The sequence below is a fragment of the Zooshikella ganghwensis DSM 15267 genome (genome assembly GCF_000428585.1).
Lineage (GTDB): Bacteria > Pseudomonadota > Gammaproteobacteria > Pseudomonadales > Zooshikellaceae > Zooshikella > Zooshikella ganghwensis.
Genome location: NZ_AUAF01000113.1, coordinates 1 through 16,429 on the forward strand (window position 1 = coordinate 1; position 16,429 = coordinate 16,429).

Below are 16,429 nucleotides of genomic sequence, written 5' to 3' on the forward strand. Positions count from 1 at the left end.
CGCGGTTTCGGATAATAAGTGCAATTGGCATGAGAGAAGTCAGCTGATAGAGTTTGCGCTTCTCCCGACCAAGAGATAAAGCACTATGAACTACACTCAGCTGACTGAACATGAACGATACCAGATTTACGCGCTTTTAAAAGCAGGATTAAATCAAAAAGAAATTGCTGAGAACTTGGAACGAAATCCATCAACCATCTCTCGTGAATTAACGCGGAATAAAGGGCTTCGCGGATATCGCCCCAAACAGGCACAACAACAGTCAGATGACAGGCGATCCTCCGCATATAAAGCACGGAAGGTATCCAATGAAATACACGTTAAAATTGTAAAACTGATTCGTCAGGACCTTAGTCCACAGCAAGTGGTAGGCTACTTGAAAAAGCATGAAAACACCTCGTTACACCACGAGACGATTTATCAACTCATATATAACAACAGGCAAGAAGGTGGTGATTTATATACGCATCTTAGAATCATTCCTAAGCCCTATCGTAAGCGCTATGGTCATTCTGACAAGCGAGGTAAGATAAAAAACCGTGTGAGTATTAATGATCGTCCTGATGTTGTTGATAGGCGTAATAGGATTGGAGATTGGGAAGGAGATACGATCATTGGCCAGGGTCGTAAGGGTGCGTTATTAACATTAGTTGAGCGCAAAACGCTGTATACCGTGATAAGGCGCTTAACAGGGAAGCGTGCAGACCTGTTAGCCGAAGAAGCAGTGAAAGCGATGGCTGAAATAAAAGAAAAAGTAAAGACCATGACTTTTGATAATGGCCTTGAGTTTTCCGCTCACGAGTCGATTGGAGAAAGGTTGGAAGCAGATATTTACTTTGCTAATCCGTATGCATCCTGGGAGCGAGGCACGAATGAAAATACGAATGGCTTGATACGGCAGTATTTTCCAAAGGGCACGGATTTCAATGAGGTGAGTGACGAAGATATTCAGTTTGTGATGGATCGTTTAAATGAGCGTCCAAGAGCAACAAGGAGTTTCAAGTCACCGAATGAAATGTTTTTAGGGCAGCGAGTTGATTTACTCGCTAATTAAGAATTGCAGTTATTACTTGAAACCAAGAATAATTGAAGGTGTTAAAAAATTAAGTTTTCAGAAAAAGTTCGAAGGTTGAGGCCAATGGCCTCTTATTAGTTATTTATGGGGTAAGCCCTTTGCTGGTTTTTAATGTAACTTTATCATCCACAAATTTGATGCTGATCTGTTTTTTATTATCACCCCAAAAACAGTTTTTAAACAGGGAGAGGGATTCACAGTTATCTGGCTCTCCAAGAATCGTGGTGACATCGCTATAAGCCATTGCCACTTCAATTTTTTCAAAGTTCTCTTGCGTGACCTTGTTGCAGCCTGTTAGCAATAGTGACGTGATTGCTGCCAGGCTAAGTGCCTTTATACCATTTGCCATATTCTTCATGATTAAAAAATCTCATTTAAAGTAGATTAGGTCATGGATTATAGCGGACCCTTCAACACTGTCGTGTGAGTCAGTTCATTTAAAAAACAATGAAGGCAAATCGTAATGTAGCATGCACTGAGAGAGAAGAAGGTGTAGGGAGGGGTGATATTGAGTGTTTGAAGATACTCAGGCAACTAAGCACGTTGCTTAATTGCCTGAGAAAAGGCTGTAAGTAAAGATAACGGCAAGATAGCGCTATTTATGCTGCTGCAGCCTCAGCTTGCTCACTGGATCTCATAAGGTGGCTGATGATAAAGCCTATTAGTAACCCAGCGATACCAGGCACAACCCAAGCTAAGCCTTGAGCATGGAAAGGTAGTGAGCTGTATACATCAATCATTGGTGTTACCAGGCTGGCGTCAGCGGCTTTGACACCTTCAAACAGACTGACCGGAAGTACTGCAAGTAGCGTGCAACTGAAAACAACCCGCGGACGGTTAAACAGTGGACGCATCAGGCACAAAAAGATAATAGCAATCGCCAGTGGGTAAATGAAAAACAGTACAGGGATAGACAGTGTAATTAATTGGCTTAAGCCCACATTCGCAATAATGCCACTCATTACAGTAAAGATAATGACATAGGTGCGATAGGATAGCTGTGGGAATGTTTTATGGAAATATTCACCACAAGCCGTCATCAGTCCAACAGCCGTACTTAAACAGGCCAGGGTAATGGTTAAACCAAGAATGATGTTACCTGCATCACCGTAGATTGCGTTGGTGTAAATTTGAATAATCTCACCACCGCTCGCGGCATTACTTGCAATTAACTGGCTGGTGGCTCCTAGGTAGCCAAGGGAAATATAGACCAGTGATAGACCTAGTGCTGCAATCAGGCCTGCATAGATGGTATAGCGAGTTAGGTAGCGACGCTCAGAAACGCCTTTATCACGAAGAGCCGTAATAATGACGATACCAAATGCCAAACCGCCCAGAGCATCCATGGTCAAATAGCCTTCTTTAAAACCATGGGAAAAGGGGGCAGCTAGAGTTTCACTTGGTGCACCCAGTGGACCTTGTGGGGCAAACACAGTGCCAAGCGCAATGGCTGCAATCACCAGCACCAGTAAGGGGGTGATAATTTTACCAATAGAATCAACCAGCTTTCCTGGGAAGAGCGCTAAAGCCAATGTGATGCCAAAATAGACAACAGAGTATATGGGAAGAGCAGCCTGGCTGTCTGAAATGGATTTTACACTCATTTCAAATGCTACGACGGCTGTTCTTGGGGATGCGAAGAAGGGACCAATAATTAGGTATATGGCTAAACCTAAAGCAACAGAGACTTTAAAAGGAAGGTCTTGAGTAAGCTCTGTTAGGCCTCCATTCATCCTCGCGGCAGCGACGAGTCCTAAGAGGGGTAACCCAACACCTGTTAGAAGAAAGCCAAAGATCGCTACGGCTAAATCTGTACCAGCCATTTGTCCTAAGGCAGGAGGGAAGATTAAATTACCAGCCCCCAGAAACAGGGCAAATGTCATTAAACCGACAGCAATGATGTCGAAACTTTTTAACTTACTATTCACGAATGAACCCTATCAATCTATGTTCAGTTTCTAATGGACTACTTGCTCATGGGCTATTGCTTTAACATCAAACGCATCTGCTTTGTGCCTTAGCACGATGTCAACGCTTGATTATCTTGCCAATATGCCCGATTGACTGATCCATGACTGAGGATTACGAAACAGAGTACTGAATATGTTGGATAAAGCCACACTCAATTACTACCTAGCCTGTGGGTTGATCAGGCTGTTTCTGCGAGTTACTTGGGTAAAGCAACATGCTTAACGCAAACCCCAGTGCATTCTGTTCGTAAACCTCTGGCCATGCTGGTTGCTGAGTCTCATGATTTGATTCAGCCACCTTCATAATGAGTTAGTCATCACCATGAGGTTAAACGACCCGTCTGCACAAGCTGTATCTATTGTACCTGCTGGAATTTCCACCAGGATAGGCAAGAAGCAAATAAAAACAATGGTGGAATCTGCTTATTTTTCCAGCGAAAGGGGTATAGGTCAGGGTAAAGTACTGTTTTAAACGTGACAAAGGTTTGTAGTTGATAATCTTTATCATTTCTAGATCCCTGTTGTTCTCGTATTGGGGCATCCATCAATGGCTTTACAAATATCTGGTAATAGCACCTTAGGTAAGCTGGCTTTACATAAATGTGCGACTGAAGTGCTAGTAATGCCAATACATCAAAATGGTATGTTTAAGAATGCCCTATTCTTATTGTTATTATAGGGGGCTTGTTTAGCCCCTCTTGTGTTTATTAAGAACCACTATCTTACAGTTAATCAGCATTATTTTTGAAACGCCAGCATTATTTATGACTGTAAAAGGCTTATGAAGGAATAATTTCCAATTAGTCTATCCATATGTGAATGTTTAAATACCAAAATAAAATCGCTATTCACGCTAAATTAAAGAATTCTACTTTAAATCATTCATTTAATTATCATCTCCCTTTGCGACATTGAGTATTATTCGACAAGAAATCACCCTTAGTTTTTAACGATTTTTATAGCTTGCGATTAAGAATGATTTAGTCGCTGGGGGAAGTAGGCGTTGTTAAATAATAAAAATAATACTTACAAGGAGCAAAGTATGCGAGCGTTGCACTCAGTTCTCTTATTGATTTTTATTGTTACCTTATCAGCCTGTAAAATTGTGGCAGAAAAACCACGCTATATCACGGATGATCAGGGCCGGGCACTGATTTTACATGGATTAAACACCAGTAGTAGTGCAAAGCAGCACCCTCAACGTTTACCTTGGGTTCAACCTGAAGACATTGAAAGAGAAGCTACGCAATGGGGCTTTAATTTTGTCCGTTTACTGATTTTTTGGGATGCCATAGAGCCATCACCTGGAGTGTATGATGAGCATTATTTAGACTTAGTCGCCGAGCGTATCCGTTGGTATCAACAACAAAAGATGTATGTTTTATTGGATATGCATCAAGATTTGTATGCCATACAGTTTGGTGGTGATGGTGCCCCCGACTGGGCGGTTATTACTGATGGTTTATCTGCGCAACCTCGCTCTCCTTGGTGGCTTACTTACCTTGAACCTGGTGTAACCCGCTCATTTGATAACTTTTGGCGTTATGATGGTAGCCATCGCTATTTGCAAGACCATTATGCGGCTATGTGGCGCCATGTAGCACAACGTTTTAAAGATGAGCCGAATGTGATTGGCTATGATGTAATGAATGAGCCTTATGGGGGAAGCCTTGCCTGGCCATTATTTGAACCTGTTTGGTTGAAGCCTTTTTATGAGCGAGTTATTCAGCAAATTAGGACCGTTGATAATGATACTTGGATTTTTGTTGAGCCACAGGCACTAGGTGTTAATTTTGGTGTTGCATCAGCATTGCCGGTTATTAATGATAGTCGCGAAGGTGAGAAGCGACTTGTTTATGCCCCCCACTTTTATCCCCCTTTGTTGCATGAAGGTGGAGATTATAATGGTGACTTAACCCTCTTTAAGTCCTGGGCATCAGCACGTGCCAGGGAGTTGGATAATCAACAAATGCCCCTTGTGGTTGGCGAGTTTGGTATTAGCCCTCAGCAGAAGGGCGCTGCACGTTTTATACGAGATGTGATGCAATTTGCTGACTATATGCAAGCGGGGTGGGCGCTTTGGTCAAATGATCCAGGTAGTTGGTCGCCTACAGATCAGCATGGAAATGAAACAGTGTTAGTGGATGAGTTGGTGCGGATTTATCCAAGGGCCATAGCAGGCAAGCCTAAGACTTATCTTTATGATGCGAATAAACGACATTTTACTTTGGAGTTTACTACTGTAAAGGGGATTACTGGCCCAACTGAAATTTATATACCTGCGCGTAGGCATTTCCCTGAGGGATGGACGCTTTCTGTTAATGTACCAAAGCAGTTTTGGCAACAAAGCTGGGATGAACAGCGAGAAGTGTTATCCCTGTTTACCCATGGTGAGGATATTTTCTATCGAGTTGAAATTCGTTCAGCACGACAGTAGCGCTTTTTAATAGTCATTTACGTGATGCTCGACTTTTTAGCCTGTTATTAGAACCAATTGAAGTAGAACATCACGTAAATTTAATTCACTAGTTCAGCTTAACGAGCTTGGGTAAATCATTAGGCGCAACGGTATCTAGTGTCCTGATGCTAAGCTGGTTGGCATTTTGTGATAGATTTGAATTAACTTCAGTTGGTAGCTTGTACATTGCCCCTGTTGCTGGGTCAACGATAAGCATGCCAATTAGACCGCCAAATAGGATGTTTCCCCAATACCAGCCATCAACAGAACTTTCTAAATTAACCGTTAGATCATTGTAACCTTCACGGCTGAACGTAATTGTGTAGTCTGCTCCAGAAAAGTAACCATTTCCTGCATTGAGTGTTACTGTTTCTGGTGTTGAGCCTTGGTGAATGGTTTGTCCTGCTTCGTTACGAATAACAAACTTACTTGCAGTTGGTGTGCTGTTGATCGCCACAGGATAAACATCTTCACTGACAATACTGGCGCAACCAGAAATAAATGTTGTAGAGATAATGCTCGCTACAGCAAGTGTCTTTTTAAACACAATAAAGCCCCCACTTACTTCTTAATAGTAAGGTAATGTGTTGATAAAAATTATGCGGCCGCATGCGAGACTTGTTTTGTCAATTTTGGGACTGACTTACAAGTTTTTGAGCTGAGGGATTCTATGTACTTATGTGATGCAAGTAAAGTTTTTTGTACGGTCGAACTATTAAATTTTTTTAATGAAAGACAATATCAGTGTAAGACCAATGACTGCTGGTGGCTGCTTACTCAATATCTGTGTCAGTGGTGGAGGCTGGGTAAGGAAGCTCTATGGTGATATCTGTTTTAGCGGTACAACAGCAGGGAAGTATTTTGCCTTTACCTATAAAGGCAATAGGCTCTTCAATATAGTCAACCTCGCCATCTAATAACGTGACCTGGCAAATACCACAAAAACCCTGGCGACACTGGTATTCAGTTGCAATATTCTGTGCTTCTAAGGCTTCAAGTATTGTATGCTCGCTACGGGGAATAAAACTGAACTCGTCTTGTATTTTTATGATTTTTGCCATGGCGACATTAGGAGTATGTAGACTGTTTTAGTTGATGTAGCCTTTGCCAGGTTTCTGGATAGCATACTATTTTCAAGGTTGGATAGGGCACCATTACAATACCCTTATCCATTCCCAGGTGCTTTACATATGCACCTGGTTTGTTATCTGCAAGTAGTGGAAAAGTTTAAAGCTATAAATCAAAGCCAGAAAAGTCGCTGTTATCAACTTCATTGTCGATAGCACCAACTAAATAAGAGCTGATCTCAGCCTCTTGAGGTGCAACTTGAACATTATCACTGACAAGCCATGCATTCATCCAAGGTAGAGGGTTCTGCTTGGTTTCAAAAGGTGCATTAAAACCAATAGCCTGCATTCGCTGATTGGTGATGTACTCAACGTATTGGCTTAGAATATCTTTGTTTAAGCCAATCATTGATCCATCCCTGAACAGGTAGCCTGCCCATTCTTTTTCCTGGCTGGCAGCATCGGTAAAGATTTTTTCGGCTAGCGGGCGAACTTCTTGAGCGATTTCTGCCATTTCAGGATCATCATCACCTGCAGCCATAATTTGCAGCATGTGCTGTGTACCTGTCAGGTGCAAAGCTTCATCCCGGGCAATGAGTTTAATGATTTTGGCATTGCCTTCCATTTTTGCTCGCTCAGCAAACGCAAAGCTGCAGGCAAAACTCACATAAAAACGGATGGCTTCAAGTACATTCACCGCGATCAACGTTAAATAAAGCTTACGCTTTATGTCTCGTAGTGAAATTTTAACAGTTTGACCATTAATGGTGTGTTGGCCTGGACCAAGCTGCAAATAGTAGTTGGTACTGGCAATAAGGTCATCATAATAACGGGTAATATCAGTCGCCCGTTTACCAATAGCCTCATTGACAACAATATCGTCGAAGATTTGTGCAGGTTGAGGTAAAACGTTACGAATAATATGGGTGTAACTGCGGCTATGAATAGTTTCGCTGAATGACCAGGTTTCAATCCAGGTTTCCAACTCTGGAATGGAGACCAGTGGTAGGAGTGCAACGTTGGGGGAGCGGCCTTGGATTGAGTCTAATAGCGTTTGGTATTTTAAGTTACTAATAAAAATGTGCTGTTCATGTTCAGGTAAGCTCATAAAATCCCGACGGTCCATTGAGAGGTCTACTTCTTCAGGACGCCAAAAAAATGAAAGCTGTTTCTCAATGAGCTTTTCAAAAATAGGGTAACGTTGTTGATCATAGCGGGAGACATTGACGGGTTTACCAAAAAACATGGGTTCTTTGGTAGCATCAAATTGTTCGCGATTAAAAGTAGTGTATTTCATAGAGATCATCAGGCCTGTTTTCAAGCGAACCCAGCAGGAATAATTTTTAGAGAACACGGTACTTGCTTGTACGCTATGTGTGTTTCTTAAAAATTATTCGCAGTGGATATACTTTTTAAGGAATGAGGTAAGGCTTTGGCCTTAACTCATCAGATTTTACAGGCACCTCCTGCGCAACCATCATCCATATCATCTTGAGCGTCTTTAGCACCATCACGCGTGTTGTGATAGTAAAGGGTTTTCACCCCAAGCTTGTAAGCAGTTAACAAATCTTTTAGCAGCAGTTTCATAGGCACTTTTCCGCCTTCAAAACGACTGGGATCGTAGTTGGTATTGGCTGAGATCGTTTGGTCGATGAATTTCTGCATAATGGCAACTAGCTGTAAATAGCCATCATTGCTTGGAATATCCCACAGTAATTCATAGTTTTCTTGTAGATTTTGATAGTCAGGAACGACCTGCTTTAAGATGCCGTCTTTGCTGGCTTTAATGCTGATATAGCCTCGTGGCGGCTCTATGCCATTAGTCGCATTACTGATTTGTGAGGATGTTTCTGATGGCATTAATGCACTCAGTGTACTGTTACGTAGGCCATGCTCACGGATTTCCTGGCGTAATGTCTCCCAGTCTAAATGCAATGGCTCACTACAGATGCTATCGACATCTTTTTTATAAGTGTCTACAGGCAAGATACCTTTTGCATAGGTTGTTTCGTTAAACTTAGGGCATGCACCAAACTCTTTGGCAAGCTTGTTAGAGGCTTGCAGTAAGTAGTATTGAATGGCTTCAAACGTACGGTGTGTTAATGTATTTGCAGAGCCATCAGAGTATTTAACACTGTGTTTAGCCAAGTAATAAGCAAAGTTAATTACACCAACACCTAAAGTGCGACGATTTAAGCTGGAATTTTCGGCGGCAGGAACCGGGTAATCCTGATATGAAAGCAAGCTATCCAGCGCTCTGACAATAAGGTCTGCAAGTGGCTCAAGCTCATTGAGGTCGTCGATGGCGCCGAGGTTGAATGCAGCTAACGTGCACAGCGCTATTTCACCCTCTGGGTCGTCAATGCGTGTTAACGGTTTAGTGGGTAATGCAATTTCCAAACATAAATTACTTTGTCGAATAGGCGCTTGCTTCGCATCAAATGGACTATGCGTGTTGCAGTGATCTACGTTTTGCAGATAAATTCGACCCGTACTAGCACGCTCGGCGGCAAACAATGAGAATAATTCCACTGCTTTTACGGTACGCTTGCGTATATTTTCATCTTTTTCGTACTGGGCATACAGCTGCTCGAATTTTTCCTGATCTTCAAAAAAAGCATCATATAAACCAGGTACATCAGAAGGGCTGAACAGCGTTATATGCTCACCATTAATCAGGCGCTGATACATCAGTCGGTTGAATTGGACACCATAATCAAGATGACGAACACGGTTTTCTTCAACTCCACGGTTATTTTTAAGTACTAATAACGATTCTACTTCCAGATGCCAAAGGGGATAAAATAAGGTTGCAGCGCCGCCACGAACGCCTCCCTGAGAGCAACTTTTAACCGCAGTCTGAAAGTGCTTATAAAAAGGAATACAGCCGGTGTGGTAAGCTTCACCACTACGGATTGCACTGCCCAGTGCTCGAATACGTCCTGCATTAACACCAATCCCTGCACGCTGACTGACGTATTTTACAATGGCGCTGGCCGTTGCATTAATCGAGTCTAATGAATCATCGCACTCAATCAGTACACATGAGCTGAATTGGCGTGTCGGCGTACGGGCACCTGCCATAATAGGTGTAGGTAGCGATAGCTTAAATAAAGAAACTGCATCATAAAAACGTTGAATATAATCCAGTCGTGTTTCTTTCGGATAACGGCTAAATAGACAAGCACCTATTAAGATATACAAAAACTGAGGGCTTTCGTAGTATTCACCAGTGACTCGGTTTTGGACGAGGTATTTGCCTTCCAACTGTTTGACGGCGGCATAACTGAAGTTCATGTCCCGCTGATGTCGGATAAAGCTGTCCATCTGATCAAACTCTTCCTTGGTGTAATCAGACAACAGGTGGCGATCATATTTACCTAGATCGACAACACGGCAGACATGTTCATACAGGGTTGGAGGCTCAAACTGGCCATAGGCCTTTTTGCGTAAGTGATAAATGGCCAAACGGGCAGCCAAATACTGATAATCTGGGGCCTCAGTTGAGATCAAGTCTGCAGCGGATTTGATAAGTGTTTCATGGATATCGGCGGTTTTTATACCATCGAAAAACTGAATGTGAGACTTAAGCTCAACCTGTGACACAGAGACATTATTTAAGCCCTCAGCCGCCCAGGTAATAACCCGGTGAATTTTTTCAAGATCAAGTGGGTCTTTACGCCCATCACGTTTGGTAACCAGAAGGTTGTTGTTCATGTAGCCAATTACCTAATAAAGCAGTACCAGGTCGAAAAAAATCCACATAACAACGCCTTGACTACAAATGTAAGTCAATGAATCAGTAGGGTGACAGAAGGTCCGTGTCAGTTGACAACAAAGAGGGGAGAAAACCTCTAAGACTGCTGGATAACGCTTGGCTGCATTATCAAACAAGATATTCTACTTAATGATTTGTTGTGCTAGGCGCTGATGTGTGCTCAGTAAAATTTGTTACATCGTGTAAAGCGATTAAAAACTAGATATTGGGTTTTTCAATCTACTAAACACAAGATAATGCGGTTTTGTGTTTAATGCAAGTTTAATATCCTGGGGAGAGCCTGTGAATAAAGTGTGAGTAAACTGTGAGGTAAGTGGCTACATACTCTGAAAATCGCCTATGAAACAGTTAATAAAAATTGCAATACTGCTATTACCAAACATGAATATTGTTTATCCTTAAGAGTCATAGTTTTGTTAGTACCATCGTGATAGAGATGTTTGGGGACATCTTGTAATTTGATTAATTCAGTCAAACAAACATGTGCTAATTGTCTTATTAAGGTAATAACGATACCTTTGTGAATAAATTAGGTTTTTTTTTGTTGAGCTCGTCATAAAGTAGTTATATGACGCAATAGTGATCTATTTTTAGTGTCAGTAAAATGGCAGCTCATCAGCGAAGGATGGAAGAGTTACTGTGGAACATTCAGAAACTGGTCGTATACTGATCGTCGAAGATGACGAACGTTTAGCCACACTCACCAAGGAATACCTCGAAAGTAACGGTATGAGTGTTGCTGTTGAAAGTGATGGTGCTAAAGCAGTTGACCGTATTTTAAGTGAAACACCGGATCTTGTGGTGCTAGACCTCATGCTGCCAGGTGAGGATGGTGTTTCTATATGCCGTCGGTTACGGCCAGCCTATAAAGGTCCTATTTTGATGCTAACGGCAAGAACTGATGACTTAGACCAAGTGCTGGGACTGGAAATGGGGGCTGATGATTATGTTGCCAAACCAGTAAGGCCTAGGGTGCTTTTAGCGCGAATTAGGGCTTTACTCCGTCGCTCACCCGGTGAGCTAGTTGAGACCGTAACACCAAGTGACTCTACGACACGCTTAGTATTTGGGCCTTTAGTCATTGATAATGCAATGCGTGAAGCATGGCTGAGAGATGAAAGTATTGAGCTGACAAGCGCTGAATTTGATTTGCTGTGGTTACTTGCCAGTAATGCAGGGCGTGTTCTGAGCCGAGAAGAAATCTTTCTTGCTTTACGTGGCATTGAGTACGATGGCCAGGATCGCTCCATTGATGTACGCGTTTCTCGAATTCGACCCAAAATTGGTGATGACCCAATACACCCCAGATTAATAAAAACAGTACGCAGCAAGGGCTACTTATTTGTTAAAGATGCTGGTGTGATTAACGCGTAATCGCGTAATGAAGCATCTCTTAAAGAAGTGAATTTTTAGAGATGCTTTGAAACCAGTTGTACTTGTTTATAAATACGGATAAGCACGTTAGTTGCCGACAATATAAACCAGACAAATATTATTGTTTTGTCTGGTTTTTGTTTATTTGGGTAAAGCAAAATTTTAATATAATCATTGCTCAATAATGCTTGTGCTTAGCTGCTATTTGTTCAGCCTTACTTTAAGACAGGATGCGTATAAAATCATTATAAATAGGCAAGTGAATATAGGTTCGCATAAGCAAGATTATGGCACTGCGTAATCACTAAAAGACGAGTATACTTTGGTGGTTAATAGGTCATTGTGTAAGATCACTCGTTCTGTTTGGAATGTATCCTATAACTATCTGGCGTGCACCCTATTACAGCAGGGTTAAAGGTCAGTGTTGAGCTCATTTTCTTCTATTCATTACCCTTAATTCCTTTTAGGAGTGCTTGTGACCAGCATATTTTTACGTATTTATGGTGGGCTGTTATTCACACTGGTTCTGGTCGCAGTGTTATCGGGGTTAGCTGTAACTATTATTAATAGTTTTCGTTTGCAGGATTACCAAGAGTCAGTAGCACAGGGTACTTTTAATCTGGTGGCAATGCAGCTGGCAGGAAAGCCTGAAGATTTACAGTTATTACTGTTGCAACAAGCAGAACATTTATTAGGGATTCCCTTAGTACTGGTTGACGCTGAGCGAACAGCATTAAGTCAAAATGATTTAGCGCGCCTGAAGGAAAAGGAAGTTGTCGTAAGTCAGTTGAAACCAGATAAAGCACATGTATATAGCATGGTTGATGAACACACGCTATTGCGCGGCAGGGTAACCACTATTTCAGAACAGTTGGCGTATGGCTCGGTGATGTTGATTAAACAGCACTTGATCAGTATGCCTTTTCATCAGCGGCAAGCTCAGGTCACTGAATTACAACAGTTGTTTTCTTATCCTCTTTCTTATCATCGAGCAGCTGACAGTGGCTTATCAGCACAAAATTTACAGCGTTTACGTGATGGTCACATGGTGATGCTGTTAGGGCCTGATGCACGTTCAATCAGATTATTTGTAGGTCTCGAAGGTGGAAGTAATGTTGGGTTAGATGAAACTCAGCAGGTGTTGGAAGTAGGGCCTATCCGCTTTTTGGAAATGTATCCTTTTAAGCTGGTTTTTACCATTAGCCTCTTTGCTTTTTCCTCAATTAGTCTAGCAATTTATATATTGGTTAGAGGTCTGGAAAAACGCTTACGTAAAATGGAGCGGGCGGCCACTAAAATTTCTAGAGGGGACCTGGATGCTCGGGTTAATGTGCGTGGATCAGACTCGGTGGGTAGGTTAGCAAGGGCCTTTAATGGCATGGCCTCACATATACAACGCTTGTTGAGTATTCAGCAAGAAATGATTCGCGGTGTTTCTCATGAGCTAAGAACCCCTGTAGCGCGGCTGAGATTTGGTTTGCAGATGGTTGAAGATGCGCAATCTGCAGATGAGCGTGAAAATTATTTAGAAGGTATGGACAAGGATATCCAAGAGCTGGATCACCTTGTTGATGAAATTTTAACCTATGCCAGTCTGGAGCAAGGATCACCTGTTTTGCATTTTAAGCGAGTGGATATTGAAGAGATCATTACTCAAGTTATTAAAGAGCATTTAGCTTTAGCAAATGGTATTGCGCTGGAGCATATTCCTTGTTCGGCATCTGAGCCTAAACGGCGGGCAGAGGTCGAGCGTCGTTATATGCAGCGTGCTATACAAAATCTGGTGGGTAATGCCTTGCGGTACGCAAAAACAAAAGTGACTGTGCGTTATACCGTGACCTCTGAAACATGCCGGGTTGATGTTGAAGACGATGGGCCAGGTATCCCTGAAAATGAGTGGGATCGTGTTTTTACCGCGTTTGCACGTCTGGATGATAGTCGCACCCGAGCTTCTGGTGGGTATGGACTGGGTTTATCCATCGTGCGCCGTATAGTGTATTGGCATAATGGACGGGCATTAGTGGGACACAGTGAAATGGGTGGAGCGCGTTTTAGTATTGTCTGGCCCCGACGCCAGTAGAGAAAAAACTTATTTTTCAAATATAACCAACACGAAGGTTATAAATGGCAAAATGCACTGCTTGTGTTGCATTCATGTAAAAAAACAGATTTTTTAATGCAATTAAATAGAACGTTTATTTCAACTTATTGATTTAATTACAGATTGTTTCCAACATTTACAAAGCTATCATAGAAGTGAACAGGTAATTTTGTGACAATGTGATGACATTCTATAGGAAATGCCGAGATCGGCAGTGAATAACCATTTGCTGTGGATATTTACCCTATATGAGTGAAAGTGAGGTTGTAGTTAGAACTTTCTCTTTTATCTCCTTGTTAGAGTAAGAGCTCTTTGATAGAGCTCTTTTTTTTATCTTTTTTTTCATAATTATTATTTTAATAGTGTAATACCTTGTAGTGTTTCCACGCAGGTATCTTTGGCTGTAAGAATAAAGTCCTGCATATAGGGTGCATTGAGTTGGTCATCTCTTACCGCAAGATATAATGTCGACCACACACCATCTTTTCCTAAAGGTTTTGCCGTGATATAGGCTTTTTCTAAATATTCGGTTAAAGCCCAATTTGGTAAAGCACATACCCCTCTGCCACTGGCAATTAATTGAATCATCATGAGCGTTAATTCTGAGGTGCGAATGGCTTTTGGTTCTACGCCTGCCAAATCCAAAAACTGTTTAAAAATATCCAAACGTCCTTGTTCGACGGGATAAATAATTAATGTTTCACTGGCAAGATCCTGGGGTTCAATAAAACGTTTTTTGGTGAGTGAATGCTCTTTAGGTAAAGCCAGCAAACTTTCATAACGAAATAGCGGAATATAACTAATACCATCCAGAGGTTCTGGATCTGCGGTGACAACTAAGTCCAGATCTGCACGACAGAGAGCGGGTAATGGTGCAAAATTAAATCCACTGGCTAAGTCTAATTCCACATCTGGCCAGTGTTGACGATATTGATTAAGTGTTGGCATCAGCCATTGATAACAGCTATGACATTCAATTGCGATGTGGAGTCGACCTGTTTCCCCGGTGGCCAGTCGTCCTAGTTCACGTTCTACCGCTTTTACTTGTGGCACAACATCTTGCGCGAGATGCAGCAATTTGTAACCTGCTGTGGTTAAACGAAGTGGCCGACTTTTACGTACAAAGAGTGAAGCACTGATTTTATCTTCCAAATCTTTAATTTGGTGAGAAAGTGCTGATTGCGTTACATGTAAGCGCTCTGCTGCAGCCACTAAACTTCCAGATTCATATAAGGCTAACAAGGTCTTCAAGTGACGTAACTCAAGCATATTTATTAGAAATTCTCATGTTAAAGTCAAAAAAAATGAGATTGTTTCAAGTTTATCTCTGACTGACACTAATGTCTATGGATGCCGCAATCTACGGAAAGCATGGCGTTTAGGCCATAATCTTTTGGACAATGAGAAGAGAACATCATGAGTGTACATAACCTGGGATTCCCACGTATCGGTAAACAGCGGGAGTTAAAAAAGCACGTTGAAGCCTTCTGGCGGGGTGATATAAAAGAGCAGGCACTTCTGGCAGAAGGTAAGAATTTAAGAGAGCAGGCATGGCAGCAGCAAGCTGAAGCAGGTGTTGAGCTAATGCCTGTGGGTGACTTTGCCTGGTATGATCACGTTCTTAATATGTCCAATTGGTTGGGGGTTATTCCTCAGCGCTTCCGTCATCTGCCTAAGGGGTTAACTCAGTATTTTGCCATGGCACGAGGCTACCAGCAGCAAGGAGAAACGTTGGCAGCATGTAAAATGACCAAATGGTTTGACACAAATTATCACTACATTGTGCCTGAGCTTGAGAAGGATCAGGGTTTTCAATTACAGGTCGATGACCTATTGGCGCAAATAAAAGAAGCTCAACAGTTGGGTCATCAAGTGAAGCCTGTCATTGTAGGCCCTGTTTCATACTTATGGCTGAGTGAGGTGACAGGACACGGGGATAAATTACGCTTGCTGCCTGCACTGCTGGAAGCATATGGACAGCTGTTGCAGCATTTTGCTGAACTGGGTATTAACTGGGTACAGTTGGATGAGCCTGCGTTGACCTTGGATCTTCCGGTGGATTGGCGTCAGGCATATGAGCAAACCTACCATCATTTACAAACGGCTTCGGTCAAAATTTTATTGGCAACCTACTTTGAGGGGCTAGGGGATAACTTAACGTGTGCAGTTAATTTACCTGTTGCAGGTTTGCATATTGATGTGGTGCGAGCTCCAGAACAGTTAATCAGTGTGGTAGACCGTTTACCTCGCTATAAGGTGCTTTCTGTTGGAATTATTAATGGGCGGAGTGTCTGGCGTGCCGATTTACGTCAGTTGTTGCAGAAACTTAAACCTGTTTATCAGGCCTTTGGTGATAATTTATGGCTACTCGATTCCGAAGTTTTTTTAGATTGACATATTCATTCGTTTACTCATGCCGCTGCTCTGTATTTTAATGAGTTAGTGGGCTCTTGTTTGCCCAAATCTAAACCGGCTAAATGTTTTTTTGACTGGCGCTCAGGAAGTACACTTATCATTGCCGTGGTAAATGCTTCCAGTTGCTGCTTTGGTTCATCCGCGGTGACAACCGCCTCCACCGTTTTTATCAGGGCTTCTGTTTTGATGCG

General features: G+C 42.2%; 15 protein-coding genes. 5 read left to right on the forward strand and 10 right to left on the reverse strand.

Annotated elements, in window-relative coordinates:
- Window positions 1-85 precede the first annotated feature (85 nt).
- Window positions 86-1,054, forward strand: a complete 969-nt coding sequence (locus F607_RS0119190) for an IS30 family transposase (RefSeq protein ID WP_027709386.1) — start codon at window positions 86-88, stop codon at window positions 1,052-1,054.
- Between the two features lie 103 nt (window positions 1,055-1,157).
- On the opposite strand, the gene F607_RS0119195 is transcribed toward F607_RS0119190, so the two are convergent.
- The 4 genes from F607_RS0119195 to F607_RS0119210 form a co-directional block, all read right to left on the reverse strand.
- Window positions 1,158-1,433: a hypothetical protein gene (locus F607_RS0119195; RefSeq protein WP_211233674.1), complete on the reverse strand. Its 276-nt coding sequence runs from the start codon at window positions 1,431-1,433 to the stop codon at window positions 1,158-1,160.
- 241 nt (window positions 1,434-1,674) lie between these two features.
- Window positions 1,675-3,003 (reverse strand): branched-chain amino acid transport system II carrier protein, encoded by a 1,329-nt coding sequence (gene brnQ, locus F607_RS0119200; RefSeq protein ID WP_027709388.1) that lies wholly within the window; start codon window positions 3,001-3,003, stop codon window positions 1,675-1,677.
- 205 nt (window positions 3,004-3,208) lie between these two features.
- Window positions 3,209-3,349 (reverse strand): hypothetical protein, encoded by a 141-nt coding sequence (locus tag F607_RS34225; protein ID WP_157365538.1) that lies wholly within the window; start codon window positions 3,347-3,349, stop codon window positions 3,209-3,211.
- Window positions 3,350-3,401: 52 nt separating this feature from the next.
- On the reverse strand, window positions 3,402-3,590 hold the full coding sequence (locus F607_RS0119210; protein WP_027709389.1) for a hypothetical protein: 189 nt from the start codon (window positions 3,588-3,590) through the stop codon (window positions 3,402-3,404).
- A gap of 497 nt (window positions 3,591-4,087) precedes the next feature.
- Here F607_RS0119210 and F607_RS30580 point away from each other — a divergent pair, with 497 nt between their 5' ends.
- On the forward strand, window positions 4,088-5,482 hold the full coding sequence (locus F607_RS30580) for a cellulase family glycosylhydrolase (protein WP_051311640.1): 1,395 nt from the start codon (window positions 4,088-4,090) through the stop codon (window positions 5,480-5,482).
- Window positions 5,483-5,570: 88 nt separating this feature from the next.
- Here F607_RS30580 and F607_RS30585 read toward each other — a convergent pair whose 3' ends face one another.
- The 4 genes from F607_RS30585 to nrdA form a co-directional block, all read right to left on the reverse strand.
- Window positions 5,571-6,050 carry a hypothetical protein gene (locus tag F607_RS30585; RefSeq protein ID WP_038291845.1) on the reverse strand — a complete coding sequence of 160 codons (480 nt, stop codon included), beginning with the start codon at window positions 6,048-6,050 and terminating at the stop codon, window positions 5,571-5,573.
- Between the two features lie 226 nt (window positions 6,051-6,276).
- The gene (gene yfaE / locus F607_RS30590) at window positions 6,277-6,564 is read right to left on the reverse strand and encodes a class I ribonucleotide reductase maintenance protein YfaE (protein WP_051311641.1); all 288 of its coding nucleotides are present in this window, start codon (window positions 6,562-6,564) and stop codon (window positions 6,277-6,279) included.
- A 172-nt stretch (window positions 6,565-6,736) separates the two neighbouring features.
- Window positions 6,737-7,867, reverse strand: coding sequence for a class Ia ribonucleoside-diphosphate reductase subunit beta (gene nrdB / locus F607_RS0119235; protein WP_038291848.1), 1,131 nt, complete (start codon window positions 7,865-7,867; stop codon window positions 6,737-6,739).
- A 149-nt stretch (window positions 7,868-8,016) separates the two neighbouring features.
- Window positions 8,017-10,287, reverse strand: a complete 2,271-nt coding sequence (gene nrdA / locus F607_RS0119240; RefSeq protein ID WP_027709391.1) for a class 1a ribonucleoside-diphosphate reductase subunit alpha — start codon at window positions 10,285-10,287, stop codon at window positions 8,017-8,019.
- 700 nt (window positions 10,288-10,987) lie between these two features.
- Between nrdA and F607_RS0119245 the strand changes: the two genes are divergently transcribed.
- On the forward strand, window positions 10,988-11,722 hold the full coding sequence (locus F607_RS0119245; protein WP_027709392.1) for a response regulator: 735 nt from the start codon (window positions 10,988-10,990) through the stop codon (window positions 11,720-11,722).
- A 475-nt stretch (window positions 11,723-12,197) separates the two neighbouring features.
- The gene (locus F607_RS0119250; protein WP_027709393.1) at window positions 12,198-13,802 is read left to right on the forward strand and encodes an ATP-binding protein; all 1,605 of its coding nucleotides are present in this window, start codon (window positions 12,198-12,200) and stop codon (window positions 13,800-13,802) included.
- Between the two features lie 372 nt (window positions 13,803-14,174).
- Here F607_RS0119250 and F607_RS0119255 read toward each other — a convergent pair whose 3' ends face one another.
- Window positions 14,175-15,092: a LysR family transcriptional regulator gene (locus tag F607_RS0119255; protein ID WP_027709394.1), complete on the reverse strand. Its 918-nt coding sequence runs from the start codon at window positions 15,090-15,092 to the stop codon at window positions 14,175-14,177.
- A 147-nt stretch (window positions 15,093-15,239) separates the two neighbouring features.
- Here F607_RS0119255 and F607_RS30595 point away from each other — a divergent pair, with 147 nt between their 5' ends.
- The gene (locus tag F607_RS30595; RefSeq protein ID WP_051311642.1) at window positions 15,240-16,217 is read left to right on the forward strand and encodes a hypothetical protein; all 978 of its coding nucleotides are present in this window, start codon (window positions 15,240-15,242) and stop codon (window positions 16,215-16,217) included.
- Between the two features lie 17 nt (window positions 16,218-16,234).
- Here F607_RS30595 and F607_RS34765 read toward each other — a convergent pair.
- The coding region (locus F607_RS34765) for a hypothetical protein (RefSeq protein WP_027709395.1) at window positions 16,235-16,429 on the reverse strand (195 nt) is incomplete at its 5' end.

Excerpts from the sequence above, each read along its gene's own strand:
- F607_RS0119190 (WP_027709386.1), top strand. The coding sequence starts at position 86 with ATGAACTACACTCAGCTGACTGAACATGAACGATACCAGATTTACGCG.
- F607_RS0119195 (WP_211233674.1), bottom strand. The coding sequence starts at position 1,433 with ATGAAGAATATGGCAAATGGTATAAAGGCACTTAGCCTGGCAGCAATC.
- F607_RS34225 (WP_157365538.1), bottom strand. The coding sequence starts at position 3,349 with ATGAAGGTGGCTGAATCAAATCATGAGACTCAGCAACCAGCATGGCCA.
- F607_RS0119210 (WP_027709389.1), bottom strand. The coding sequence starts at position 3,590 with ATGGATGCCCCAATACGAGAACAACAGGGATCTAGAAATGATAAAGAT.
- F607_RS30580 (WP_051311640.1), top strand. The coding sequence starts at position 4,088 with ATGCGAGCGTTGCACTCAGTTCTCTTATTGATTTTTATTGTTACCTTA.
- yfaE (WP_051311641.1), bottom strand. The coding sequence starts at position 6,564 with ATGGCAAAAATCATAAAAATACAAGACGAGTTCAGTTTTATTCCCCGT.
- nrdB (WP_038291848.1), bottom strand. The coding sequence starts at position 7,867 with ATGAAATACACTACTTTTAATCGCGAACAATTTGATGCTACCAAAGAA.
- nrdA (WP_027709391.1), bottom strand. The coding sequence starts at position 10,287 with ATGAACAACAACCTTCTGGTTACCAAACGTGATGGGCGTAAAGACCCA.
- F607_RS0119255 (WP_027709394.1), bottom strand. The coding sequence starts at position 15,092 with ATGCTTGAGTTACGTCACTTGAAGACCTTGTTAGCCTTATATGAATCT.
- F607_RS30595 (WP_051311642.1), top strand. The coding sequence starts at position 15,240 with ATGAGTGTACATAACCTGGGATTCCCACGTATCGGTAAACAGCGGGAG.